23 protein-coding genes and 1 riboswitch are annotated in these 23,365 nt (G+C 71.3%); of the genes, 4 read left to right on the top strand and 19 right to left on the bottom strand.

Annotated features, from left to right (window positions below):
• From ACTWPW_RS55695 to ACTWPW_RS55645, 11 genes are all read right to left on the bottom strand, one after another.
• A partial coding sequence (locus tag ACTWPW_RS55695; protein WP_443173775.1) for a phosphotransferase family protein occupies positions 1 to 651 on the bottom strand: 651 nt, incomplete at its 3' end.
• Positions 652 to 729: 78 nt separating this feature from the next.
• The gene (locus ACTWPW_RS55690) at positions 730 to 1,728 is read right to left on the bottom strand and encodes a LacI family DNA-binding transcriptional regulator (protein ID WP_364112222.1); all 999 of its coding nucleotides are present in this window, start codon (positions 1,726 to 1,728) and stop codon (positions 730 to 732) included.
• The gene (locus ACTWPW_RS55685; protein ID WP_375116536.1) at positions 1,709 to 3,118 is read right to left on the bottom strand and encodes a GH1 family beta-glucosidase; all 1,410 of its coding nucleotides are present in this window, start codon (positions 3,116 to 3,118) and stop codon (positions 1,709 to 1,711) included. Before ACTWPW_RS55685 ends, ACTWPW_RS55690 begins: the two co-directional genes overlap by 20 nt.
• Positions 3,115 to 3,945, bottom strand: coding sequence for a carbohydrate ABC transporter permease (locus tag ACTWPW_RS55680; RefSeq protein ID WP_375116535.1), 831 nt, complete (start codon positions 3,943 to 3,945; stop codon positions 3,115 to 3,117). Before ACTWPW_RS55680 ends, ACTWPW_RS55685 begins: the two co-directional genes overlap by 4 nt.
• Positions 3,942 to 4,898, bottom strand: a complete 957-nt coding sequence (locus tag ACTWPW_RS55675) for a carbohydrate ABC transporter permease (RefSeq protein WP_375116534.1) — start codon at positions 4,896 to 4,898, stop codon at positions 3,942 to 3,944. The genes ACTWPW_RS55680 and ACTWPW_RS55675 overlap by 4 nt, the downstream gene beginning before the upstream one ends.
• A gap of 57 nt (positions 4,899 to 4,955) precedes the next feature.
• Positions 4,956 to 6,293, bottom strand: a complete 1,338-nt coding sequence (locus ACTWPW_RS55670) for an ABC transporter substrate-binding protein (RefSeq protein ID WP_364112230.1) — start codon at positions 6,291 to 6,293, stop codon at positions 4,956 to 4,958.
• Between the two features lie 379 nt (positions 6,294 to 6,672).
• Positions 6,673 to 7,506: a PHP domain-containing protein gene (locus ACTWPW_RS55665; RefSeq protein WP_443173774.1), complete on the bottom strand. Its 834-nt coding sequence runs from the start codon at positions 7,504 to 7,506 to the stop codon at positions 6,673 to 6,675.
• 34 nt (positions 7,507 to 7,540) lie between these two features.
• A complete protein-coding gene (locus ACTWPW_RS55660; protein ID WP_375116532.1) occupies positions 7,541 to 7,990 on the bottom strand; it encodes a GNAT family N-acetyltransferase in 450 nt (149 codons plus the stop codon).
• Positions 7,991 to 7,998: 8 nt separating this feature from the next.
• Positions 7,999 to 9,249, bottom strand: coding sequence for an RNA polymerase sigma factor (locus tag ACTWPW_RS55655; protein WP_375116531.1), 1,251 nt, complete (start codon positions 9,247 to 9,249; stop codon positions 7,999 to 8,001).
• 69 nt (positions 9,250 to 9,318) lie between these two features.
• Entirely contained in the window at positions 9,319 to 9,750 is a 432-nt protein-coding gene (locus ACTWPW_RS55650; protein WP_375116578.1) for a YciI family protein, read from the bottom strand.
• Positions 9,751 to 9,946: 196 nt separating this feature from the next.
• Positions 9,947 to 10,810, bottom strand: coding sequence for a LysR family transcriptional regulator (locus ACTWPW_RS55645; RefSeq protein WP_375116530.1), 864 nt, complete (start codon positions 10,808 to 10,810; stop codon positions 9,947 to 9,949).
• Between the two features lie 58 nt (positions 10,811 to 10,868).
• Between ACTWPW_RS55645 and ACTWPW_RS55640 the strand changes: the two genes are divergently transcribed.
• Together ACTWPW_RS55640 and ACTWPW_RS55635 are read left to right on the top strand one after the other, a co-directional pair.
• Positions 10,869 to 11,687: an alpha/beta fold hydrolase gene (locus ACTWPW_RS55640; protein ID WP_375116529.1), complete on the top strand. Its 819-nt coding sequence runs from the start codon at positions 10,869 to 10,871 to the stop codon at positions 11,685 to 11,687.
• 266 nt (positions 11,688 to 11,953) lie between these two features.
• On the top strand, positions 11,954 to 12,250 hold the full coding sequence (locus ACTWPW_RS55635) for a hypothetical protein (RefSeq protein WP_443173773.1): 297 nt from the start codon (positions 11,954 to 11,956) through the stop codon (positions 12,248 to 12,250).
• 216 nt (positions 12,251 to 12,466) lie between these two features.
• On the opposite strand, the gene ACTWPW_RS55630 is transcribed toward ACTWPW_RS55635, so the two are convergent.
• From ACTWPW_RS55630 to ACTWPW_RS55620, 3 genes are all read right to left on the bottom strand, one after another.
• Positions 12,467 to 13,171 carry a CHAP domain-containing protein gene (locus ACTWPW_RS55630; RefSeq protein WP_443173772.1) on the bottom strand — a complete coding sequence of 235 codons (705 nt, stop codon included), beginning with the start codon at positions 13,169 to 13,171 and terminating at the stop codon, positions 12,467 to 12,469.
• 12 nt (positions 13,172 to 13,183) lie between these two features.
• Positions 13,184 to 13,321: riboswitch (cyclic di-AMP (ydaO/yuaA leader) on the bottom strand.
• Between the two features lie 117 nt (positions 13,322 to 13,438).
• On the bottom strand, positions 13,439 to 14,392 hold the full coding sequence (locus tag ACTWPW_RS55625; RefSeq protein WP_443173771.1) for a Gfo/Idh/MocA family protein: 954 nt from the start codon (positions 14,390 to 14,392) through the stop codon (positions 13,439 to 13,441).
• A 90-nt stretch (positions 14,393 to 14,482) separates the two neighbouring features.
• The gene (locus ACTWPW_RS55620) at positions 14,483 to 15,304 is read right to left on the bottom strand and encodes an aldo/keto reductase (protein WP_375116525.1); all 822 of its coding nucleotides are present in this window, start codon (positions 15,302 to 15,304) and stop codon (positions 14,483 to 14,485) included.
• A 98-nt stretch (positions 15,305 to 15,402) separates the two neighbouring features.
• Between ACTWPW_RS55620 and ACTWPW_RS55615 the strand changes: the two genes are divergently transcribed.
• Positions 15,403 to 16,347, top strand: coding sequence for a hypothetical protein (locus ACTWPW_RS55615; protein ID WP_375116524.1), 945 nt, complete (start codon positions 15,403 to 15,405; stop codon positions 16,345 to 16,347).
• Positions 16,344 to 17,510, top strand: a complete 1,167-nt coding sequence (locus ACTWPW_RS55610) for a DUF6716 putative glycosyltransferase (protein WP_443173770.1) — start codon at positions 16,344 to 16,346, stop codon at positions 17,508 to 17,510. Before ACTWPW_RS55615 ends, ACTWPW_RS55610 begins: the two co-directional genes overlap by 4 nt.
• Here the strand turns inward: ACTWPW_RS55610 and ACTWPW_RS55605 are convergent.
• The 5 genes from ACTWPW_RS55605 to ACTWPW_RS55585 all read right to left on the bottom strand — a co-directional run.
• Complete coding sequence (locus tag ACTWPW_RS55605) at positions 17,494 to 18,729, bottom strand: polysialyltransferase family glycosyltransferase (RefSeq protein ID WP_375116522.1); 1,236 nt, start codon at positions 18,727 to 18,729, stop codon at positions 17,494 to 17,496. The genes ACTWPW_RS55610 and ACTWPW_RS55605 overlap by 17 nt on opposite strands.
• The gene (locus tag ACTWPW_RS55600; RefSeq protein WP_364112258.1) at positions 18,730 to 19,710 is read right to left on the bottom strand and encodes a glycosyltransferase family 2 protein; all 981 of its coding nucleotides are present in this window, start codon (positions 19,708 to 19,710) and stop codon (positions 18,730 to 18,732) included. It lies immediately after the preceding gene.
• A gap of 25 nt (positions 19,711 to 19,735) precedes the next feature.
• Positions 19,736 to 21,781, bottom strand: coding sequence for an N-acetylneuraminate synthase family protein (locus tag ACTWPW_RS55595; RefSeq protein ID WP_375116520.1), 2,046 nt, complete (start codon positions 21,779 to 21,781; stop codon positions 19,736 to 19,738).
• A gap of 73 nt (positions 21,782 to 21,854) precedes the next feature.
• Positions 21,855 to 22,562, bottom strand: coding sequence for a response regulator (locus ACTWPW_RS55590; protein ID WP_443173769.1), 708 nt, complete (start codon positions 22,560 to 22,562; stop codon positions 21,855 to 21,857).
• On the bottom strand, positions 22,559 to 23,365 hold an 807-nt coding region (locus tag ACTWPW_RS55585), incomplete at its 5' end, for a sensor histidine kinase (RefSeq protein ID WP_443173768.1). The genes ACTWPW_RS55590 and ACTWPW_RS55585, both read right to left, overlap by 4 nt.

Below are 23,365 nucleotides of genomic sequence, written 5' to 3'. Positions count from 1 at the left end.
GAAGACGTTGCCGGCCCACACGTCGAAGTGCACCAGCCGCGGCGTCGTCACCTCGTCCAGCGCCGGCGCCGCGGCCTCGCACACGGCCATGATCTCCGCGGCCGGGCGCGGCAGCGGTGTCGGGTAGCGCTCGGTGTCGCCCAGCAGCGCCGCCACCATCGCCAGGAACGCCTCCCGCCACGTGGCGCCCACGATCCCGGCGTGCGGGTAGCCGAACACCTCGCCCGTCACCGTGTTGAACCGGGCCAGATGCCCGCCCAGCTCCCGGCGCAGCGCGGCCTCGCCCTCGGGCTTGACGTCGTTCCACGACACCCCGTCGAGCGCGGCCAGCAGCAGGTAGTCGCCGCCCAGCACCGGGTCGTCGAACCCGGCCCGCAGCAGCCCGGCGACCGGCACGCCGGCCTCCAGCGCCAGGCCGATCGCGGCGGCCTCCATGCGCAGCAGGTTGCGCTCGTAGCTGAGCTGCTCCAGGTCGGGCGGGGGAGCCAGCTTGAGCACCGCCTCGCGCCCGTCGTCGAGCTTCAGCCGCCAGACGGCGTTGGCGTAGCCGTCGGTCAGCTCGGTGGCGGCGGTGATGCCCGTGCCCACCGCCCGCCGGACCAGCGCGTCCAGCTCTGCCTCCGATAACCGGCGCTTCGTCCTGCTGTCCACGGCACCTCCCTGTCGATGTCACATGGCGCCCCGCCCCCGCCCCCGCCCGGGACCGCGGCGGGCCGGGGCGCTTCCCCGTCAGGCGGACTCGCGGCGCACCAGGTGCGTGTCGAGGATCACGACGGGCTGGCGCAGCTCCCGGCCGTTGATGCGGGCCACCAGCAGCTGGGCCATCTGCCGGCCCATGGCCTCGGTCGGCTGGTGGACGGTGGTCAGCGGCGGGTCGGCGTGCAGCGCGGCCTTGGAGTCGTCGAAGCCGATCACCGCCACGTCGCCGGGGATCGCCCGGCCCGCGGCCTTGAGCACGCGCATCGCGCCCAGCGCCATCGGGTCGGACGCGGCGAAGACCGCGTCGAGCTCGGGATGCGTCCGCAGCAGCTCGGTCATCGCCGCCGCGCCGCTGTGCTCGGAGAAGTCACCGTAGGCCACCAGCTCCGGCAGCCCCGAGGGCAGCAGCGCGTCGCGGTAGCCCGAGAGGCGGTCGACGCCCACGCCCATGTCCTGGGAGCCGGCGATCGTGGCGATGCCGGTGCGGCCCAGGCCCAGCAGGTGCTTGACCGCCTGCCGGGCTCCTGCCCTGTTGTCCATGTCCACGTAGCTGTAGGGGTCGAGGCCGACGGGGCGGCCGCCGAGCACGGTCGGCACGCCCATCGCCTCGAGCCTGCCCGGCAGCGGGTCGGCGCCGTGCAGCGACAGGAGCAGCACGCCGTCGACGTGCTGCCCCGTCAGGTAGTGCTCCAGCCGCGCGTGCTCCTCCGGGGTGCGTGCCATCGCCAGGATGAGCTGCAACCCGGTCTCGGCCAGCGCCGAGCCGATGCCGCGGATGGTGCCCGCGAAGTACGGCTCGTCGAAGACCCGGAACTGGGACTCGGACACCACCAGCGCCACCGTGTCCGTGCGGCGCGTGACCAGGGCCCGCGCCGCACGGTTGGGCACGTAGCCCAGCTCGCGGATGGCCAGCTCAACGGCCTCGCGGGCCTTGGCGCTGACGTTCGGCGAGCCATTGATGACTCTCGACACCGTGCCCCGGCCTACCCCGGCCCGAGCCGCGACTGCCTCAAGAGTCGGTCGGTTCATGGCGCCTATTCTGCCGGATGATCTCCGAGTACCAGAGCGCGCTGTCCTTGAGCAGCCGTTCCTGGGTCTCGAAGTCCACATGTACCAGGCCGAAGCGCTTGCCGTAACCCCAGGCCCACTCGAAGTTGTCCATCAGTGACCAGGCGAAATAGCCCTCCAGGGGCACGCCCGCCTCGATGGCCTCCTTGCAGGCGCCCAGGTGCGCCTCCACGTACGCCTGCCGCTCCCGGTCGTGGATCCGGCCGTCGACGAGCACGTCGTCGAAGGCGGCGCCGTTCTCCGAGACCACCATCGGGATCGGCGGGTAGTCCCGCGCCACCCGGGTGAGGATCTCCACCAGGCCGCCCTCGTCGATCTCCCAGCCCATCGCGGTGACGGGCCGGCCGCCGTTGACGAAGGACACGTGCTCGCTGCCCACCCACGGAGAAGCCGAGTCCGTGGGGGCCGCCGCCGCCGACGCCCTGCCGCCTGGTGCTCCCGAGACCGTGAAGCGGCTGTAGTAGTTGACGAGCAGCACGTCGATGGGCGAACCGATGGTCTTCATGTCGCCCGGCTGGATGACCTCCGGGTCCATCCCCAGGTCGTCGAGCACGTCCTGCGGATACTGTCCGGTCAGCAGGGCGTCGAGGAAGAACCGGTTCTGCAGCCCGTCGATGCGCCGGGCCGCGTCCAGGTCCGCCTCGCTGTCGGTGGCGGGGGTGACCGCGTACAGGTTCACGCAGCCGCCGACCCGCCGGGCGCCCATCGCCTGGACGGCCAGCCCGTGCGCGAGGTTGAGGTGGTGCGCGCCCCTGATCGCGTTCTGCGGCTCGCGCCTGCCCGGGGCGTGCTCGCCCGAGGCGTAGCCGAGGAACGCGGCGCACCATGGCTCGTTGACGGTGCTGAAGGTGTGTACGTGGTCCTTCAGCGCTTCGTGCACCGCCGAGGCGTACTCGGCGAAGCGGTAGGCCGTGTCACGGTTGGGCCAGCCGCCCTGGTCCTCCAGCGCCTGGGGCAGGTCCCAGTGGTAGAGGGTCAGCCAGGGGTCGATGCCCTGCCGGAGGAGCTCGTCGGTGAGCCGCCGGTAGAAGTCGAGGCCCTTCTGGTTGACCGCGCCGGAGCCGGTCGGCTGGATGCGCGGCCAGGAGACCGAGAAGCGGTAGGCCGTCAGGCCCAGGTCCGCCATGATCGCGACGTCTTCCTTGAACCGGTGGTAGTGGTCCATGGCGACGTCACCATGATGGCCGTTGAGCACCCTGCCCGGGGTCTTGGTGAAGGTGTCCCAGATGGAGGTGCCGCGGCCGTCCTCGGCGACGGCGCCCTCGATCTGGTACGCCGACGTCGCCGCGCCGAACGCGAAGCCAGTGGGGAAGCGCAGGCCGGAACGCGTCTGTTCCTCTTGAGTCGTCACGCCTTGACCGCACCTTCCATGAGTCCGCCGACGATCTGGCGGCCGAATGCGATGAATACCGCGATGAGCGGAATGATGGACAGCGCCGTACCTGCGAAGATCAACGTGTAGTTCGTGGAGAACCGCTCGTTGAGGTTCGTGATCGCGGTCTGCACCGTCGGGTTGTCCGGGGTCAGCACGATCAGCGGCCACATGTAGTCGTTCCAGATGAGCATGAACGTGTTGATGCCGAGCACGGCCATGCCCGGACGCACGGCCGGCAGCACGACGTTCCACCAGATGCGCAGCGTGGCCGCGCCGTCGACCCGGGCGGCCTCGACCAGCTCCATCGGCACGGCCTGCCGGGTGTACTGGGTCATCAGGAACACGCCGAACCCGTTGAGCAGGTAGGGCAGGATCACCGCCGTGAGCGTGCCCGTCCACTCCAGGCTCACCATGAGCCGGTAGAGCGGCACCACGCCCATCTGCTGCAGCGGCACCGCCATCGTCAGCAGCACGAGCAGCAGCAGCAGGTTACGACCCTTGAAGCTGAGGTTGGCGAAGGCGAAGCCGGCCAGCGTGGAGATGATGACCACGGAGACGGTGACGACGCTCGCCACGATGAACGAGTTCGTCAGGCCGGTCAGGAACTTGGCGTCCTCGTTGTTGAGCACCGCGACGATGTTCTCGCCCAGGTTCCCGCCCGGCAGGAACACGGGCGGCACCGCGATCGCGTCGGCGTTGGTGCGCGAGGCGATGACCAGCATCCAGTACAGCGGGAACGCCGACAGGACGATGGCCACGGCCAGCATGACCCTGGTGATGATGGTCGGTGACCAGTTGGTCATTTCGTGCCCCCGATCCTGCGCACGACCAGGAAGTTGATGAGCGCGCCAACGAGAATGAGCAGGAACAGCAGCCATGCGGCCGCGGAGGCGTAGCCGTAGTCGTACTCACGGAAGCCCTGCTTGTAGATGAACATGGCCACCGTCTGGAACTGTCCCTGCGACCCGCCGTCGGGGTTGCCGTTGTAGAACGTGATCGGCTCGGCGAACAACATCAGCCCGCCGATCGTGGAGTTGAGCACCACGAAGATCATGGTCGGGCGCAGCATCGGCAGCGTGATCTGCCAGAACTGCCTGCGCCGCGAGGCACCGTCGATCGCGGCGGCCTCGTACAGGTCGCGCGGGATCGTCTGCATGCCGGCCAGGAAGATGATCGCGTTGTAGCCGGTCCAGCGCCAGTCGACCATGGTGGCGATGGCGATCCACGACGGGATCCGCTCGGCCCGCCAGTTGGTGGTCTCCATGCCGAACTGGCCCAGGATCCAGTTGACCAGGCCCCAGTCGCGGGCGTACAGCTGCGTGAACACCACCGAGACGGCGACCACCGACGTCACGAGCGGCAGCAGCACGCTCATGCGGATCGCCAGGCGGAACCGGAAGCGCTTGTTCAGCGCGTTGGCCAGGAACAGCGCGAGCAGCATCTGCGGGACGGTGGCGAGCACGAACATGCCCACCGTGTTCACCACGGCCCGCCAGAAGTCGTCGTCCCCCAGCAGCGCGGTGTAGTTGCCCAGCCCGGCCCACTCCGTGGTCCCGGCGAGGTCGTAGTCGTAGAGCGAGTAGTAGAGCGTGAAGACCAACGGGAAAAGCCCGAAGGCGGCGAACAGCAGGAAGTAGGGAGACACCAGGGCGTACGGCATCGCCTTGACGTCCATTCTGGAACGCCAGCGGCGGCCGGGCGGGCGGTCACGGCGGTGGGTGTTCCGTGCCGCCCGCGGAAGGGTGTCGAGGCTCATAACAGACCTTTCAGCGGCAACATGCCCGGCCCGCTCCTGGCGGGCCGGGCGGGGAGATCAGCCCGCGGCCTTGACCGCGTCGTCGACCAGCTGCTGCCAGGCCTTGTCGTAGGGGACGGAGCCGTCGTCCATGCCCTGGATGACGGACTCGATGGCGTTCTTGACCTGGGCGTGCTTCACGCCGAGGAAGACCGGCTGGAGGCTCGACGCCGACTTGGCGAAGATCTCACCGATGGGGGCGTCGTTGAAGAACTCGTTCTTCGCGCCCTGCACGGCCGGGTCCTGCTGAGCCTTGGTGTTGCTCGGCATGTTCCCGAAGTCGGTGAAGATGCTCGCCTGCGTCGTCGCCTGCGTCAGGTAGTCGGCCACCTGGGCCGCTTCCTTCGGGTGCTTCGACTGCTTCGGCACGGCCAGCCAGGAGCCGCCCCAGTTGCCGCCGCCACCGGGCACCGCGGCCACGTCCCACTGGCCCTTGCCGGCGTCGCCCGCGTTGCCGCTGACCACGCCGAGCATCCACGACGGGCAACCGACCGTGGCGAACGCGCCCTTCTGGGTGCCCGCCGCCCACTCGTCGGTGAAGTTGCGCAGCTTGGCGGTCAGGCCCTGCTGGCTCATCTTCTGGGCGAAGTCGAAGCCCGTCTTCACCGCCGGGTTCTTGTCGACGATGAGGTTGTTGCTGGTGTCGAAGTAGCTGACGTTGCCGTTCTTGGCCGCCTCCTGGTAGAGCACCACCTGGTAGAGCGTGTTGGTGCCGTCAGCCCACTTGGTGTCCTTGACCTTCGACTGGAACTGCTGGCCGACCTTCATGAACTCGTCCCACGTGGGCCACAGCGCGCTGACCTTGTCGCGGTCCGTGGGCAGCCCGGCCTTCTTGAACAGGTCGGTGCGGTAGCAGATGCTCATGCCGCCGATGTCGGTGCCCAGACCGAACACCTTGCCGTCGGCCGCGACGCCGTTCTCCCACTTCCACGCGGGGAAGTCGGCCTTGCGCGACTCCAGGCCGTACTCCTTCAGGTCGGCCCACCACTCGCTGCGCGCCTTGGCCAGGCCCATGCCGCCCTCGTCGATGCCGACGACGTCGCCCGCGCCGCTGCCGGCCTGGAGCCACTGGATCATCTGCGGCCAGTACTGCTGCTCGAACTGGTCGGTCAGGTTCTCGTACTTGATCTGGATGTCCTTGTGCTCGGCGTTCCACTTGTCGACGGCGTTCTTGTAGCCGAAGTTGGAGCCGCCGCCGAACGTCTGGACGCGAATCGTGACCGGCTCAGCCGCCGCTGACGACGCTGGAGCGCTGGACTCCGGCGTGCTGCCGGAACCACAGGACGCGACGGCCAGCGCCGCCGCGGCCAGGGCCGAGGCCGCGGCAAGACCGCCGCGACGCTTGCTGATCATCATGGTGGACCCCTTCTCGGGTGAATGGTGGGGAGGTGCACCGCGGCACGCGCTCCGCCGCGGTGGGAGACTTTGGGAGCGCTCCCACAAAGGGTGCACTTGCGGGGTCTGGACGTCAATCCCGCGAAACGCAACCGTTACCTATGGTGCGGTTTACAACTGTGAAACCGGATTTTCCACGATAAATAGCCCAAAGAGCTGATTGGGAGCGCTCCCACCACAAGAGACATCTTTTGTGTCGCATCAAGGGCATGTCACCCGCACAGCCTGCCCTTGCCCCCGCTGACAACCGGCAGTCACGCCGCCGGGGGAGTGCGGCGGCGGGGCCGTCGCGTCCCGATCTCCGTCCAGATAGTGAGAAGATTTGTCTCGTGTGGTGGGCCTATCGCCGCCCCCAGAAGGCGTACGGGTCCCGCCCCGGCCGGAACCCGTGGGCCGCCGCCATGTCCGCCGCCTCCCGGAACCCGTGGGCCACGGACGAGGGGTCGTGGGCGTCGCTGCCGAAGGTGACAGCGTCCCCGCCTTCCTCGTGCCACCACCGCACGATCGCCGGGTTCAGCGGCAGGCGCGTGTTGATCTCCAGAGCCCGGCCCGACGCGGCGGTCGCCCGCAGCGCGTGCCGGAACTCCTCCTCGAACACCGCCAGGTCGAACGGGCCCGCCGTCCGTTCCGGCCAGTAGCGGATCGGATAGTCGATGTGGGCCAGCACCGAGAACACGTCGCTCCCGGCGACGAGCCGGGCGACCTCGGCCAGGTAGTCCCGGACGACGTCGGCCGCGGCCCGGCGCTCGTAGTGGCCCGGCGGTTCGGCGAAGCCGTCGCCGATCGGGAGGCAGTGCAGGGAGCCGAGCACCAGGTCGAACCGGCCGGCGCCGAGCACCTTCGCGACGGCCGCGGTGTGCCGGTGGGGCTCCCCGAGCTCCAGGCCGGTCAGGATCCGCAGGTCCGGGAACAGGTCCCGGCACCTGTCGATCTCCTCCAGGTAGCCGAGCGCGTCGAACGCCGGAGGGGTCAGCCGCCCCTCCGGCGTGGTCAGCGTCGCGAGGTGGTCGTCGGGGTCGGGGACGATCGTCCAGACCGTGTGGTCGACGTGCTCGGTGAAGGCGATCGCCGGCAGGCCGAGGTGCACCGCCCGCGCGCAGGAGCGTTCCATCGAGCCCGCCGGGGCGTCCCAGGACCACTCGCTGTGCACGTGGCCGTCCAGTGATGGCGTCAAGGGTTCCACTACTTCCGACACATCGATCCAAGGGTCACAGGAGCAGCTCGCCCACCGTCTCGCCGTACAGCACCTCACCCGTCGGCTTGAAACCGAGCCGCAGGTAGAACCGCTCGGGCCCGCCCGTGCCGCGCTCCCACAGGACCGTGACGCGCCGATGGCCGCGCCGCCGGGCCTCCTCGCACACGGCCCGCACGGCGAAGCGGCCGTAGCCCTTGCCCTGCTCCCCGGCGGCCACGTTGAGGCGCCAGATGCCGCAGCGGAAGGCGCCGATCTCGTTGCCGGGGTCGAAGTTGCCCATGACGAACGCCACGGCCCGCTCCCCGTCGCGGACCAGGCGGGGCCAGGCGGTGTGGCGGGCGGCGTACGCCTCGGCGAGTGAGGCCATCACCGGGGCGACGAACGCCTCCTGCTCCGGGCTCACCTTGATGCCGAGGGCGGCGGAGAGGTTGCCTGGGGTGATCTCTTCGAGTCGTGGTGGCACGGGTCTCCTCACAGCTCCGGGGGTTTCGCCGCCGCGGCACGCTCCTCCAGGAGGGCGCGTTCGCGGGCGTTGCGGGTCATGCCCGCCGCCCGCTCGAACTCCGACCTGGCCTCCTCCATCCGCCCCAGCTTGAACAGCAGGTCACCGCGCACGCTGGGCAGCAGGTGATAGTCCTTGAGCGTCGGCTCGTCCACGATCTGGTCGAGGAGCTCCAGCCCGGTCGCCGGCCCGTACGCCATCGACAGGGCCACCGCCCGGTTGAGCTCCACGACCGGGGAGCGGGACATCCGGGCCAGCGACTCGTACAGGCTCGCGATCCGCACCCAGTCGGTGTCCTCCGCGTCGACGGCGCGGGCGTGACAGGCGGCGATGGCCGCCTGCAGGGTGTACGGCCCGGGCGTGCCGGCCAGCTCCTCGGCCCGGTCGAGCGCGGCCAGCCCGCGGCCGATGAGCAGCCGGTCCCAGCGGGCGCGGTTCTGCTCCAGCAGGAGGATGGGCTCGCCGGACGGGCCCACGCGGGCGGCCGAGCGCGACGCCTGGATCTCCATGAGCGAGACCAGGCCGTGCACCTCGGGCTCCTTGGGCATCAGGCCGGCCAGCACGCGGCCCAGCCGGAGCGCGTCCTCGCACAGCGCGGGGCGCATCCAGTCGTCACCGGCGGTCGCCGAGTAGCCCTCGTTGAAGATGAGGTAGATGACCTCCAGCACGGACGACAGGCGGCCGGCCAGCTCCGCGCCCTGCGGCACCTCGAACGGGATCCGCTGGTCGGCCAGGGTGCGCTTGGCGCGGACGATGCGCTGGGCCACGGTGGACTCCGAGACCAGGAACGCCCGCGCGATCTCGTCGGTGGTCAGGCCGCCGAGCACGCGCAGCGTCAGCGCCACCCGCGCCTCCACCGACAGCGCGGGGTGGCACGCGGTGAACACCAGCCGCAGCAGGTCGTCCTCGATCTCGTCGACCTCGGGCAGCTCCTCCTCCAGGTCGAGGCGGTGGCCGAGCTCGGCGAGATTGCGCTGGAGGCGTTCGTTCCTGCGGATCAGGTCGATGGCGCGGCGCTTGGACACGGTCATCAGCCAGGCGCCGGGGTTGCGCGGCACGCCGGACGCGGGCCACTGCTCCAGGGCGGCGACCAGCGCGTCCTGCGCCAGCTCCTCGGCCAGGCCGACGTCGCGCACCATACCGGCGAGCCCGGCGATGAGCCGGGCCGCCTCGATGCGCCAGACCGCTTCGATCGCGCGATGGGTGTCGGAAGCCGTCACGGGCCCATGAGACCAGCCCCGCGCCCGCCGTCGCAACCCGGTCCGGTCAGGGGGTCAGGCGCCAGGGGGTCAGGCGCCGGGGTCGTCCACGCCGAGCCGCTGGCGCAGCGCCTCCTCGCGCTCGCGCTCCTCGGCGGGCATCGAGTCGTCCGGTACGTCCGAGGCGTCGAACACCCGCCACACGTCCAGCCCGATCCCGTCGTGCCCCGGCGGCACCGGAATCCGCAGGGCCCACTCGATGGCCTCCTCGCGCGACTTGACCTGGATCAGCCAGAAGCCCGCGATCAACTCCTTCGCCTCGGTGAACGGCCCGTCGATCACGCTCGCCCGGCCACCGCTGTAGGCGATCTGCGCCCCCTGCGAGCTGGGGTAGAGGCCCTCGCCGGCCAGCAGCACCCCGGCCTTGGCCAGGGACTCGTTGTAGGCGTGCATGTTGTCCACGAGCTCCTGGCTGGGCAGGACCCCGGCCTCGGTCTCCGCGCTGCCCTTGCCCACGATCATGAACTTCACCGCTGTGCTCTCCTCCGCTTCCGTGGCGGCCCCGGGAGCCGCCCTCACCCGACGCGTCGAACGGCCGCGCCGCGGATCGACACGCTCCCGGCGCGTTGTTCCGCGTTGTTTCCCGCCGAGCCCGGGCCGCGATGCCGTCCAGAACGTACTCGAGTCAGGTCTCGAACGGCTCCCGTCCGTAATAAATCTACAGTGTAAAGGCGGCCAGCTCGTCCAGGAAAGCGCGCGCCGTGGGCGCGCAGTCCTCCGGCGACGGGACGGCGAGGGCCAGCGTTCGGGTCATCGCCGGCTCCAGGGGCCGGGTGACCACCGAGCCGAGGTCGGCGGGCAGGCCCAGCGTGGGCACGATGCTGACCCCCAGGCCGGCGCCGACCATCTCCAGGATGGCGGCGGGCCCGCTCGCCTCGAGGGCGATGTCCAGCCGCACCCCCTCTCCCGTCGCCGCGCCGGTGATCAGCGGCCGGCAGCCGGCGGTGGTCAGGATGAACGGCTGGCCGGCCAGGTCGGGCAGGCGCACGACCGGGTGGGCGGCCAGCGGGTGCCCGGCCGGCAGCACGGCCACCATGTCGTGGGTGCTGAGGTGCGTGGTGTGCAGGCCGGGGGCGGGCAGGGTGACGACGCCGATCTCGGCGGCGCCGCGGTGCAGCCAGTCGCGGATGTCGTCGTCCACGCCCTCGAACAGGCGCACCCGGACCTGCGGGTAGCGGTCGGTGAAGGCGCGCAGCAGCTTCGCCACGATCGTGCCGGTGGCACTGGGCAGGCTGGCCAGGCGCAGCTCGCCGGTGATCTGGCCGTTGGCGGCGGCCACGTCGGCGCGGATGAGGTCGAAGTGCCGCAGGGCCTCGCGGGCCCGGGCGAGCGCGCGGCGGCCGGCCTCGGTGAGGGCGATGCCGTCGCGGTGGCGGACGAACAGGGTCGCCCCGAGCTCGCGCTCCAGCGTGGCGACGGCGCGGCTGACGGCGGGCTGGGACATGCCGAGGTGGTCGGCGGCGGTGGTGAAGCCGGCGTGGTCGGCGACCGCGACGAGCACTCTGAGCTGCGCCAATGTCATGCCGACATACCCTAGTTGGTATTTGACCGGGGCTGGAGCAGAACACGATGGTTATGCCATGACCACGCGAGAGACGATTGACGTAGACGGGCGGCGGGCCGGCTATCTGACGGCCGGGGAGCGGGGCCCGATGGTGCTGCTGCTGCACGGCACGTACTGGAGCCGGGTCTGGGCGCCCGTGATCGACCGGCTGGCCGCGGCCGGGCTGCGGCCGGTCGCGGTCGACCTGCCCGGTCTGGGGCGCTCGGAGGGGGAGTTGACGGTCGAGACGGCGGCCGTTCCGGCGCTGGCGGAGTGGGTGGCCCGCTTCGCGGCGGCGGTGGGGGCGGAGGAGCCGGTGGCCGTGGCCGGGCACGACATCGGGGGCGCGGTCGCGCAGCACCTGCTGGCCGCGGGGCCGGTGCGGGTGCGCAGGCTGGCGCTGGTCAACTCGGTCACGTACGACTCCTGGCCGGTGGCCGCGGTGGCCCGCTACCGCGACCCGGCGGTGGCCGCCGCGACGACCGCCGAGGACGTGCTGGCCGCGCGCCGCATCGCCGTAGGTGCCGCGCTGGCCCGTCCGGCGACGGAGGAGGAGCTGGCCGACTACCTCGACCCCTGGACCGACCCGCGGGTCTGCCGGTCGTGGCTGGCCCTGGCGGGCGCGGCCGACAGCCGTTACACGCTCGACCTGGTCCCGGCGCTGCGGGCCGACCGTACGCCGAAGCTGCTGGTCTGGGGTGAGGACGACCAGTTCCAGCAGGTGCGGCAGGCCGAGCGGTTCGCCGCCGAGATGCCCGCCACCAGGCTGGTGCGCATCCCGAAGGCGGGTCACATCCCGATGGAGAACGACCCGGACGGGGTCGCCGGGGCGCTGGCCGCGTTCTTCCTGGAGTGAGCCGGGCTTATCCCGATGTGCCCGCATCGGTTTGACCCGCCGAGCGCGGCGGGGTTACCGTCGGGCACATGGCATACCAATGTGATCGCATTGGATTGGCGTGAGGGCTGTCCGTCTCGCCGGCCTGCTGCCGCTGGCCGGGCCCTGCCGCCTGGTGCCGTTCGGCCTGTTCGGTGCGGGCGCGGCAACGCTGGGCCCGCTCGGCACGGTGCCGCTCGGCCGGCTGGTCTCCCACGGCGGCGCCGCGCCGCTGATCGCGTTGCTCGATGCGGGAGGCCCCGCTCCTGCTGGTGCTGGACGAGCCGACCGCCTCCCTCGACGCCCCGGCCGAGAGCGCCGTCTTCGCCCGCTACGCCGAGGCCGCCCGCCGCCACCCCTGGACCGTCACGCTGCTGGTCACCCACCGCTTCCCCACGGTGCGGACGGCGGACCTGATCGTCGTGCTCGACGGCGGCCGGGTCGTCCAGCGTGGCACCCACGACGACCTCGTCGCCCGCCCCGGCCCGTACGCCGAGCTGCATGCCATCCAGCGCGACGCCTTCACGGCGGCCGACGGGCTGTGACGCGGGGAGCGCCGCGGGTCATCGCGAGGCCCGCCGGCGCCCGAGCAGGGGTGCTGGTGAGCATGCCGCCACGCCGAGGACCGGTGCCCGGCACGCTCATGGCGGGCATCGGCATCGCCGGGGGAAGCCGGGAAACGCGACGAGCGCGCGTCCCATTCGGGGACGCGTGCTCGTCGAGTTCAGGGAAGGCGGGGGAACCCCCTCAGCCAGAGTCCGTCAGGCGCGGTACTGCGGGTAGCCGTAACCGAAGACCTTGGACTTCGGACGGATGCGCTCCTCGACCCGGCCGTTGCCGGTGTTGCCCTCGATCGTGGAGATGGTGCCGTTCTGGTTGTCCTTCACGACGAACCCGACGTGCTGGATGTCGCTGAGGCTCTTGCCGCCGTCCCAGGAGAAGAAGACCACGGCGCCGGGCTTGGCGACGGTGCCGAAGCGGTGGTTCGCGGCGAACCACTTGGCGTGGGCGACGGTGTAGGCGTCCCAGCCGACCTGCGGGCGGGCGCCGGTCTGCTCGCCGACCCAGGAGACGAACATCGAGCACCAGGCGGCGTTCAGGTACGCGGCGCGGTTGCCGCCGTCACGGGCGACGGTCTCGGCGGCGCGCTTGGAGGCGGCGTACCACTGCTGGTACTTGGTGCCGCCGCCGTAGGCGTTCTCGGAGGTACCGACCTGGGCCCTGGCGAGGGCGAGGACCTGGTCCGCGGTGACGTTGACCTTGGTCTCCTCCACCCTGTCGCCGGCCTTGTGGGCGGCGATGGCGGTGTCCGGGTGCCTGGCGGCGGTGGCCGCGGCGACGCCGGTGGCGGTGTCGGCATTGGCGGCTACGGCGTTGGCGCCGAGGGCCGAGGCGATGACGGTGGCGCCGAGGACGGCGCGGGCGATGGTGGTCTTCGAGGCAGCGGAAATACGGTGCTTGGCCATCGAGGGGGTTACTCCTTGCTTCCATGCCGCTTACCGGGTTAGCTGACGGGTTCGGGCGTGGAAGCTGCCCTACGGCACCGGAGTGCCGATTCACCCCAAAGGACATGGGTCCCCGGTTCCGCGCGGACGCGGATTCAGCGGTCACAGGGCGATCCTGTGATTTGTCGTGCGATGGTCAGACATAGCCGGACAAACCGGACGTATGCCTCAAGTTGCCCCATAAGGTAATACATGAGGCAAGAGGATTACAAATCCATAAAAGCGCGGCTAGGCAAGTTGCCTGCGTGCGTCGGCCAGAAGCCCCATCATGGCAAGGGATTCGTCAAGCGGCATGATCGAGGATTCGGTCCTGCCTTCGGCCGTGGCGGCGCGGACTTCGCGGAGCTCTCCGGCGTATCCGTTGTCCGCCGGATCGAGCACGTGCTCTTCCGGCTCCATGGAGGGCCCGGTGAGCAGGATCCGCTGCGGGGCCCAGAACGGCGCCTGGATGTCCGCCCGCATCTGAGTACCTACAACACTGGCCTGGTTAGGGTAATTCCCCAGCAATGAGGTGGCCACGAGAGCATGCCTGCCACCGGGGTAGAGCAATACGCCGGCCGCCTCCGCGTCCACCCCGTTCGGGGCCAGGGAGCCGGTGATGCGCAGGTCAGCGGGCATGCCCAGGAGGAGCTGGGCCAGGCCGAACGGGTAGATCCCCAGGTCGAGCAGCGCGCCGCCGCCCAGCTCCGGCGCCCACAGCCGGTGCGCCGGGTCGTACGGCAGGGCGAAGCCGAAACTGGCCTGCACGGAGCGGATCTCGCCGAAGCGCGGGTCGGTCGCGATCCGCCGGATGAGGGGGTTGAACCTCATCCACATGGCCTCCATCAGGAACACGCCCGCCTCGCGCGCCAGGCGCACCATCTTCTCCGCGTCGTCCACGGTCGCCGCCAGCGGCTTCTCGCAGAGCACGGCCTTGCCCGCGGCGATGGCGGCCTCGGCCACCCGCAGGTGCTGCGCGTGCGGCGTCGCGACGTAGATCGCGTCCACCGCCGGGTCGGCGCACAGCTGCTCATAAGAGCCGTACGCCGACTCCGCCCCCAAAGTCGTGGCCAGGGCCTGCGCCCTGGCGAGGTTCCTGGATCCGACGGCGGCCACCCGCATCCCGGGCTCCGCCACGATGGCGGCCCCCACGGTACGCGCGATGCCGCCGGTCGCCGCAATTCCCCATGTGAAATCTTGCACGCGGCAGATCGTATACGGACGGTAAAAGGTGACTTATGGCGGCGTCATGTAACGGTAATTCCTTTACGTCACATGAGCCACTCCGGTCACTCACGTCATGTTGAAAGTCTCGGGATCGGGGCCGATGCGCCTGCTCCTGTTCATCGCGCCGATGGCCGCCATGTCCTCGGCGTCGAGGATGAAGCTGAACACGTCGATGTTCTCGGCGATCCGCGCGGGCGTCACGGACTTGGGGATGACCACGTTGCCGAGCTGCAGGTGCCACCGGAGCACGATCTGCGCGGGCGTCTTGCCGTACTTCTCCGACAGCACCGCCAGCGCCGGGTCCGCGAGCAGCCCCTTGCCCTGCCCGAGCGGGCTCCACGCCTCGGTGAGGATGCCGTTGGCCTCGTGGAAGGCCCGCATCTCCCGCTGCTGCAGGTAGGGGTGGAGCTCGATCTGGTTGATGGCCGGGGTGATGTCGGTCTCGTCCATGAGCCGGGTGAGCGTGTCGACGGTGAAGTTGGACGTGCCGATGGCCCTGGCCCGGCCGTCACGGTAGATCTTCTCCATCGCCTTCCACGCCTGCACGTACTTGTCCTGCTTCGGCACCGGCCAGTGGATGAGGAAAAGATCTACGTGGTCGAGGCCCAGCCGGGTCAGGCACTCGTCGAAGGCCGCCTCCGCGCGGGCGTGGTCGCCGTTCCACAGCTTCGTGGTCACGAATACCTTCTCGCGGGGCAGCCCGCTCGCGAGCACGGCTCGCCCCACGCCCTCCTCGTTGCCGTAGGCCGCGGCGGTGTCGACGTGCCGGTAGCCCGCTTTGAGCGCGGTCGCGACCGCGTGCTCGGCCTCGTCGGCCGGTACCTGCCAGACGCCGTACCCGAGCTGCGGGATCTGCACGCCGTCGCTGTTGAGCATGAGCGAATTCATACCCTCCATTGTTCACGTCGCGTTTCTGAGAGCTTAAGCCGGTGGGGCTAGCTTGAAGCGGTCGTGAACGGGCCATCACCCCGCTGGGAGGGCAAGGAGTGGTCGAACAGGCGTCGGCCTGGGTGGAGTCCCCGCTCCAGATGCTGTGCGCCGTCGAGGCCCACCACGCCGGGCTCCTCGGACCCGCGACGGCCATCGTGCCACGTGCGGGCCTGCGGCCCCTGAAGGCCACGCGGCGCGAGCTGCGCGCCCTGGGGCTCCCGGAGGGCCTCGAGCTGGCCGAGCCGCGCGAGCGCATGCCCAGGCGCGTGCAGGCGGTCGGAGACGCCTTCTCCGGCAAGGTCCAGCTGCGCTGGCTCACCTCCAGGCCCGGCCACATCGTCATCGTGGACGACGGGCTGGCCACGCTCCGGCTGCTGGAGCTGCTCGCCGCCGGCCCGTACCGCCCGCTGCTGCGCGCCCGCGCCCAGCCCACCCGGCTGCGTGCCGCGCTGGGCGTGGCGGCCGCGCTCCGGCTGCGCATGAGCAAGGTGTCGGTCTTCACCGCCCTGTCCGTGGACGACAAGCTCGAGGAGGCCGTCCGCCGCGCCGGGGTCGACCTCGTCCGCCACGACTTCGCCTGGTTGCGCGCCCAGCCGCTCAGCGCCGAGGGCCCCGCCGAGCGCACGGTCGTGCTCGGCACCTCGCTCGTCCGCAACGGCCTGGTGCACCGCGACCACTACCTGCGCTGGCTGACGGACCTGGCCGCGCGCGAGCCGCTGGCCTACTACCCGCACCGCCGCGAGGACCCCGTGGACGTCGCGCTGATCAGGGAGCGCCCCGGCATCACCGTCCACGACGCCGGCGTGCCCGCCGAGCTGACGCTGCGCGGGCTGGATGCCGGGCAGCGCGTGCTCAGCCTTCCCTCGACCGCGATCACCTCGCTGCGGGTGCTGCTCAGCCCGCGCGGTGTCGCCGTCGAGCCCGTGGACGTTCCCGATGACTGGTGGACCAGCAGGGCGGCCCCCGCCCTGCGATCACATTTGACTGGAGTGTCCGGGTGAGAGTGTTGGCGGTCGCCGACTCCGACTCGTATCTGAAATGGGCGGCCTGCCTGCTCGGTGACCTGCCTTCGGGCTGCGTGACAGAGCTGGTCGTGGTGCGCACCCCGATCGCCCCCTCGCCGGAGCAGATCGCCGCCGCAGTGGGCGGGCGGGAGGCGCCGACGGTGCTGTCCGCGCGCTCCGTGCGGCGGCTGGCCGAGCGGACGCAGCCGGACGTCATCCTGGTGGCCTGCACGGGCCCGGTGGTGGACGTGCTGGTGGCCGAGGTGCTCAACGGGCTGCGTCCGCGGCCGGTGTTCGCCAGCGGGCTGCCGGGCATCTCGGTGCCGGCGACGGAGAAGGCATGGTTGTTCCGCAGCGGCTGCGACCTGTTCGTGGTGCACAGCGAGCGGGAGGTGGCCGAGTTCTCCGAGATCGCCGCCCGGCTCGGCGGGGGAGGGGCGGTGGGCCTGGCCCGGCTGCCGTTCCTGCGGCCCGAGCTGACCTCGCGGGGCGGCAACCGGGTGGTCTTCGCCACCCAGGCCAAGGTGCCGCGCGAGCGGGAGCAGCGCGAGCGGATCCTGCAGTCGCTGGCCGAGCTGGCCGGGCGGCGGCCGGACCTGGACGTGGTGGTCAAGCTGCGCGCGCTGGAGGACGAGCGGCAGACGCACAACGAGCGCCACCACTACCAGCGGCTGTGGCGGGAGATGGGCGAGCCGGGCCGGCTGGCGTTCGAGGCCGGCTCGATGCACGACCAGCTGGAGCGGGCGGCCGGGTTCGTCACGGTGAGCTCGACGGCGGCGCTGGAGGCCATCGCCATGGGCGTGCCGTCCCTGGTGCTGAGCGACTTCGGCGTGAGCGCCGAGATGATCAACCTGGTGTTCGAGGGCAGCGACCTGCTCGGCACGCTCGACGAGCTGGCCGCGGGCGGCTTCCACGACGCCTCGCCGGCCTGGTGCGCGGCCAACTACTTCCACCCGGCCGAGCGCAACGACTGGGCGGGGCTGCTGACCGGGCTGGCGATCGCCAGGCCGCGGGTGCCCGCCAGGTCGCTGCTCGACGGGCCGGAGCACGCGGCGGGGCGGCGCAGGGCCCGCCTCCGGGTGGAGGTGCCGCCCAAGATGCTCCGGGCGGGATACAAGGCCAAGCGCCGCATGCGCCGCTACCTCAGATCGCTGACCTGATCTTCCTGCGGATCCTGGTGAGGGCGCTGGGCTTGTCGGCGAAGCCCAGCGTCTCCAGGCGCTTGCGCTTGAAGTAGCGCGGATCGAAGTCGATGCTGTCCGGCCGCAGGTCCGGGTAGGTGTCGGCCTGCATGCAGTAGCCCACCGCCCGCACCAGCGCCGGCAGGTCCGTGACCGGCGGGCGGTCGAGGCCGCCCTCCGCCGTCAGCCGGGGCAGCAGCGCGTCCACGATCGTGGCCGGGATCCGGTTGCTGTTCTCGTACGGGGTCAGCCGCTCCAGCACCAGGTCCGCGCCGTACGACGCCACCGGCAGCCCGAAGTAGCGCTGCGCGGTCACCAGCCCGGTGGAGAAGCAGCCCACGACCAGCTCGGGCCGCAGCGCCGCGAAGCACACCTCGGCCGGCACGCTCTCCCCGGCCACCGACAGGCGCACCCCTAACGAGCCGGCGGCGGCGCGCAGGAGCTGGGCGTGCCGCCGCCCGGCGGCCGGGTGCGGCTTGAAGACGACGTTGGTGCAGCCGCGGGCGGCCAGGGCCTTGAGCATCGTCTCGTGCAGCCCCGCCTCCTCCTCCGGCGTGACGATCTCCAGCGCCGACAGGTACTGGCCGAGGATGATCGCCTGCCCGGCCAGCATGTCGGGGGCGGTGGCGGTGACCTCGTGCACGATCGACAGGAACCGCTCGTCGGGCAGGATCTCGGGGGCGACGCCGTACTCGCTGAGCAGCAGCGGCTTCAGCCCCGGCACCAGGTCCAGGTGGATCAGGCGGCCGATGCGGCGGAAGATCTCCGCGGGCAGCGGGTCGCGGGTGGGGCCGTAGCTCATCAGCCCGTCGGAGTAGACCGTGATCGGGCAGTCGCGCACCAGCCCCGCGATCGTGCGGGCCGGCGGCACCGCGATCGACTCCAGCACCAGCTCCTCGACGCCCTCCAGGCCCCAGTGGGAGCTGATGAGGCGCTCCATCATCGGCACCTCGATGACGCGCGCCCGCCAGTCCGACGGGTGCAGCGGCGCGATGAGCTCGTTCCACGAGTGCACCTCGTCGAAGCGCGAGCGCAGCACGGCGAAGCCGGGCGTCTTGTCCAGCGGCGTGGCCACCTCGGGGATGGCCGCGTTGGTGGACACGACGAGCACGCGGCGGCCGTCGCCGAAGCGGCCGTCGTCGATCGCGGCCGCCAGCGACATCGCCCCGAACAGGGTTGAGGCGTAGAAGAGCTTCACCTAGGACTCCTCCCGGTCACGGCGGACCCGGACGTGCTGGCTTGGGGGCAGGTCGGGCACCAGGGCCCGCAACGTGGCCTCGCGTTCGACGGACATCCGCGCCACCGACTCGGCCACCAGCTCCGGCGGCAGCGCCCGCACCATCTGCGCGCCGCGCTCCTCGAAGCGGGCCCGCAGCGCCGGGGTGAACCGGTCGCCGATCTCCAGGTGGTGGGCGAGCAGGGCGCAGAAGTTGCGGGCCGCCTTGGGCAGGAACTCCGGCTCCAGGTCCTTCAGGACCAGCTCGAACGCGTCGAAGAAGTGCAGCTGGCGCTCGTCGCCCACCTGCGTCAGCGAGCCGGACACCAGCCGCCGGTAGAACACCCCGGCCAGCGACACCACCGCGAACGAGGCCGCCTCCCGGTGCAGCCGCCAGATCCACGGCCGGTCCTCCGCGGTGTGCAGGGAGCCGGGGAAGTGCAGCAGGTCGCCCAGGGAGCGGCGGTAGATCCCCGCCCACGCGTACGGGTAGTCCACCATGGTCCGCACGCTCGCGGGCAGGATGGCGTCGCGGGGATCGAGCACCACGCCCCGCCGCGCCAGCGGAGCGCGGTGCACGACCCGTTTACGGCCCTCGACCTGCACGTGGTCGGCGCGTACGAAGTCGCAGCCGAGCCCGTCGATCGCCTCGACGAGCCGCGTCAGGTAGCCGGGGGCGAGCCAGTCGTCACCGTCCATGAACGTGACGTACCGGCCCGTCGCGGCCGACAGGCCCGTGTTGCGCGCGTCCGCCAGCCCCACCGGAGCGGGGTTGCGGACCACGGTCAGCCCGGGGAGGTCACCGGCGAAGTCGTCGATGATGTCCCCCGTGGCGTCCACGGACCCGTCGTTCACGACGATGAACTCGAAGTCGTGGCGCGCGTTGCGGGACAGGGAGGTGAGCGCGTCGGCGATGAAGCGCTCGCCGTCCCGTACGGGCACGACGACCGAGAGCGTGATCAATGTGCGTTTCTCCTGATGGGAACGGTCAGACGGTCACCCGGCGCAGGCGGGCCTTCGGAGCCTCCTCGCCGGGGAAGACGCGCTTGACGCCGTCGCCCATGGCCTGCTCGATGATGCGGATGTCGCGGACCAGGTGCTCCAGCCCGGACGGCTCCAGCGAGGCGGCGTGGTCGGAGCCCCACATCGTCCGGTCGAGGGTGATGTGCCGCTCCACGCAGACCGCTCCGAGCGTGACGGCGGCCAGGGAGATCTGCAGACCGCGCTCGTGCCCGGAATAGCCTACGGGGACACCGTACCGCTCCTTGAGCGTGGTGATCGTCCGCAGGTTCGCCTCCTCGGGAGGCAGCGGGTACGTGGACGTCGCGTGCATCATGATCAGCTTCTCGGTGCCGAGGATCTCGACGGCCGCGTCGATCTCCGACAGCGTGGACATGCCGGTCGAGAGCATGATCGGCTTGCCGGTGGCGGCCAGGGCGCGCAGCAGCTCGTGGTCGGCCACGCTGGCCGAGGCCACCTTGTGCACCAGGACGTCCATCTCCTCCAGGAACTCCACCGACGGCACGTCCCACGGCGAGGCGAACCAGTGCAGCCCGCGCTCGTCGCAGTATTTAGCGATCTGCCGGTACTCGTCCCGGCCGAACTCGGTGCGCTCCTTGTACTCCAGGTACGTCATCTCGCCCCACGGCGTCTGCCTGATCTGGCCCTTCTGCTCCTCGGGCACGCAGATCGCGGGGGTGCGCTTCTGGAACTTGACCGCCTGGCAGCCGGCGTCGGCCGCCACGTCGATGAGCTGCCTGGCCAGGTCGAGGTCGCCGTTGTGGTTGATGCCGATCTCGCCGATGACGTACACCGGCTCGCCGTGGCCCACCATCACCTCGCCGATCGCCACCGGTCCGAGGCGGGGCCGCGTGCGGATCTCCGAGGCGGGCGCGGCGGGCAGCTCGGGCCGGGCGGCCACCACCCGGTCGCACAGCTCGCGCACCGCGCCGGAACCGCCGGGCCTGGTCAGCACCACGCGGGCGGCGGCGCGCACCCGCGGGTGCGCGTCGGGGGTGGCGACCGGCCAGCCGACCTCCGCCATCGGGCCCAGGTCGTTGACGTCGTTGCCGACGTAGGCCACGCGGGCCGGGTCGAGGCCCTCGATGCTCAGCCAGTCGCGCAGCACGGTCCGCTTGTCGGCCAGCCCCTGCAGCACGGGCACGCCGAGCTTGCGGGCGCGGGCGGCCACCACCGGGTTCTGCTCGGTGGACATGACCAGCACCTTCACGCCGGACCGCTTGAGCAGCGCGACGCCCATGCCGTCGGAGCGGTTGACCAGCACCATCTCGCGGCCGTCGGAGTCGACGTAGGCGCGGTCGTCGGTGTGCACGCCGTCGAAGTCGGTGATGACGGCGTCCACGTCGATCGGCTCGGGCGTGTCGATGAACGGGGCGAGCGCGCGCACGAGCTCCAGGTCCTCCGGGTTGTCGATCTCGATGGCGTGCTTGGTGGGCACCGGCTGGACGGCGATCTCGCCGAAGAAGCGGTGGCCGTGCTCGCGCAGGCCGGCGGTGCGCATGACGTAGAAGGCGCCGTTCTCGCGGAACTCCGGCGCGCGGTCCTGACGGCGCTGCCTGACGGCCGGGTCGTGGTTGATGCCGCCGCCGGTCGCCGTCCACAGGAACTCGTGCGTGGGCAGCCCGGACACGACGGAGTCGGCCTCGCCGTCGAGCACCTTGCGCACCGCCGCCGACAGGTCGTCGGGGTCGATGAACGCGCTGGTGGCCTGCACCAGCACGACGACCTCAGGGTCCTCGCCCAGGGCGTCGAGCGCGTGCAGCACCGCGGACTCGCTGGAGGCGGTCGCGCCGCTCAGCTCCGCCGGGCGCTCCACCACGATCGCGCCCGCCTCCCTGGCGGTCTCGGCGATCCCGTCGTGGTCGGTGCTGACCACGACCTGGTCCACCAGCTCGGCGCGCAGGCAGGCCCGCACCGCCCGGGTGACCAACGGGACGCCCCCCACCAGGGCGAGGTTCTTCAGGGGTACGCCCGCCGAACCTCCGCGGGCGGGAACTACGGCCAGGACTCGCAAGGTGTGTCTCCTCAGTGCATCGGATTGCACCCAGAAGCTAGAGGGCTGGATTGAACGGCCAGCGTCACCGTCATTAACTTTCCATGGGGATCCGGTAGAGCAACTCTGGCCGACCCACTCCGCCGTACTGCGGGATGCGGGCCGCCACACCCAGCTCGACCAGGTATTCCAGGTAGCGCCGGGCCGTCACACGGGACACCCCGATCGCCTCGGCCACGGCCTGCGCGCCCATCCCGTGCGGGTGCTGCCGCAACCGTGCCACCACGGTGTCCAGGGTGTCCCGCGCCATGCCTTTGGGCAGCTCCGAGGGGCCGCGCAGGGCGCCCAGCAACCGGTCCACGTCGCCCTGCCCGACCGCCAGGCCGGCCTCCTCCTTGAACCGGGCGTAACGCGTGAGCTTCTCGGCGAGTGTCGCGTACGTGAACGGCTTGAGCAGGTACTGGGAGATCCCCAGCGACACCGCTGAACGCACCATGGCCAGATCGCGCGCGGAGGTGACGGCGATCACGTCGCACATCAGGCCGGCCGCGCGCACCGCCCGGCACACCTCCAGCCCGTGCATGTCGGGCAGGTACAGGTCGAGCAGGATGAGGTCCACGGGCCGATCCCTGGGCCGCCCGCGCAGGAAGCGCAGCGCCTCCTGGCCCGACCGGACCACCCCGGCCACCTCGAACCCGGGCACCCGCTCCACGTAGATGCGGTTGGCCTCGGCGGTGATCTCCTCGTCCTCGACCACCAGAACGGAGATGACCGGGCTCGAGCCCGGCACCGGGACGGTCATGATCGGGGCAGCCTCACCGTGAACGTCGAGCCCGCCACCTCGATCGTGCCGCCCAGCCGCCGCACCGCCTGCCCCACCAGCGCCAGGCCCAGCCCGTGCCCGTCGCCCTTGGTGGTCCAGCCCTTCTCGAAGGCCGCCGGGCCGGTCAGCCCGGGCCCGTCGTCGGACACCCTGATCACCACGCCCCGCTCGTCCCCGCTCAGGTGCACCTCCGCCCGGGAGGCCGCGTCGAACGCGTTGTCGATCAGGTTGCCCACGATCGTGACCAGCTCGCGCGGGTCGAGGCCCGGGTCGTCCAGCTCGCTGTCCTGGCTGATGACCAGCTCACTCCCGCGCTCGGCCGCCTCGGCGCTCTTGCCCAGCAGCAGCGCCGCCAGCACCGGCTCGCGTACCGAGCCCACCACCCGGTCGGTCAGCTCCTGCGCGGCCCGCAGCTCCGCGGTGCCCAGGGCCACCGCCTGCTCGGTGCGGCCCAGCTCCACCAGCGTGATGACGGTGTGCAGCCGGTTGGCCGACTCGTGCGCGGCCGAGCGCAGCGAGTCGGCGAAGCCGCGCTCGGCGTCGAGCTCGCCGGTCAGCGCCTGCAGCTCGGTGTGGTCGCGTACGGTGACGACCGTGCCGAGCCTGCTGGCGGCGCTGTTGACGGCCAGCACCCGGTCGCCGACCAGGTGGACCCGCTCCTCGCCGGCGGTGAGCACCTCGGCCAGGCCCAGCTCGCGCACGTGCCGGCCCTCGGCGTCGGCGGGCAGGCCGAGCAGCAGCCGGGCCGCGTCGTTGCACAGCGTCAGCGTGCCGTCCCGGCC

It is taken from the genome of Nonomuraea sp. KM90 (assembly GCF_052246675.1).
In the GTDB taxonomy this organism is placed as follows: Bacteria; Actinomycetota; Actinomycetes; order Streptosporangiales; family Streptosporangiaceae; genus Nonomuraea.
Note: the sequence above shows the minus strand (reverse complement) of the source record. Positions and strands in the feature narration are given on the sequence as shown.

Coding starts and splice junctions, on each gene's coding strand:
- ACTWPW_RS55620 (WP_375116525.1), bottom strand. CDS start 15,304: ATGAATTCGCTCATGCTCAACAGCGACGGCGTGCAGATCCCGCAGCTC.
- ACTWPW_RS55690 (WP_364112222.1), bottom strand. CDS start 1,728: ATGAACCGACCGACTCTTGAGGCAGTCGCGGCTCGGGCCGGGGTAGGC.
- ACTWPW_RS55675 (WP_375116534.1), bottom strand. CDS start 4,898: ATGAGCCTCGACACCCTTCCGCGGGCGGCACGGAACACCCACCGCCGT.
- ACTWPW_RS55645 (WP_375116530.1), bottom strand. CDS start 10,810: ATGACATTGGCGCAGCTCAGAGTGCTCGTCGCGGTCGCCGACCACGCC.
- ACTWPW_RS55640 (WP_375116529.1), top strand. CDS start 10,869: ATGACCACGCGAGAGACGATTGACGTAGACGGGCGGCGGGCCGGCTAT.
- ACTWPW_RS55630 (WP_443173772.1), bottom strand. CDS start 13,171: ATGGCCAAGCACCGTATTTCCGCTGCCTCGAAGACCACCATCGCCCGC.
- ACTWPW_RS55680 (WP_375116535.1), bottom strand. CDS start 3,945: ATGACCAACTGGTCACCGACCATCATCACCAGGGTCATGCTGGCCGTG.
- ACTWPW_RS55635 (WP_443173773.1), top strand. CDS start 11,954: ATGCGGGAGGCCCCGCTCCTGCTGGTGCTGGACGAGCCGACCGCCTCC.
- ACTWPW_RS55590 (WP_443173769.1), bottom strand. CDS start 22,562: ATGACCGTCCCGGTGCCGGGCTCGAGCCCGGTCATCTCCGTTCTGGTG.
- ACTWPW_RS55670 (WP_364112230.1), bottom strand. CDS start 6,293: ATGATGATCAGCAAGCGTCGCGGCGGTCTTGCCGCGGCCTCGGCCCTG.
- ACTWPW_RS55650 (WP_375116578.1), bottom strand. CDS start 9,750: ATGATCGTGGGCAAGGGCAGCGCGGAGACCGAGGCCGGGGTCCTGCCC.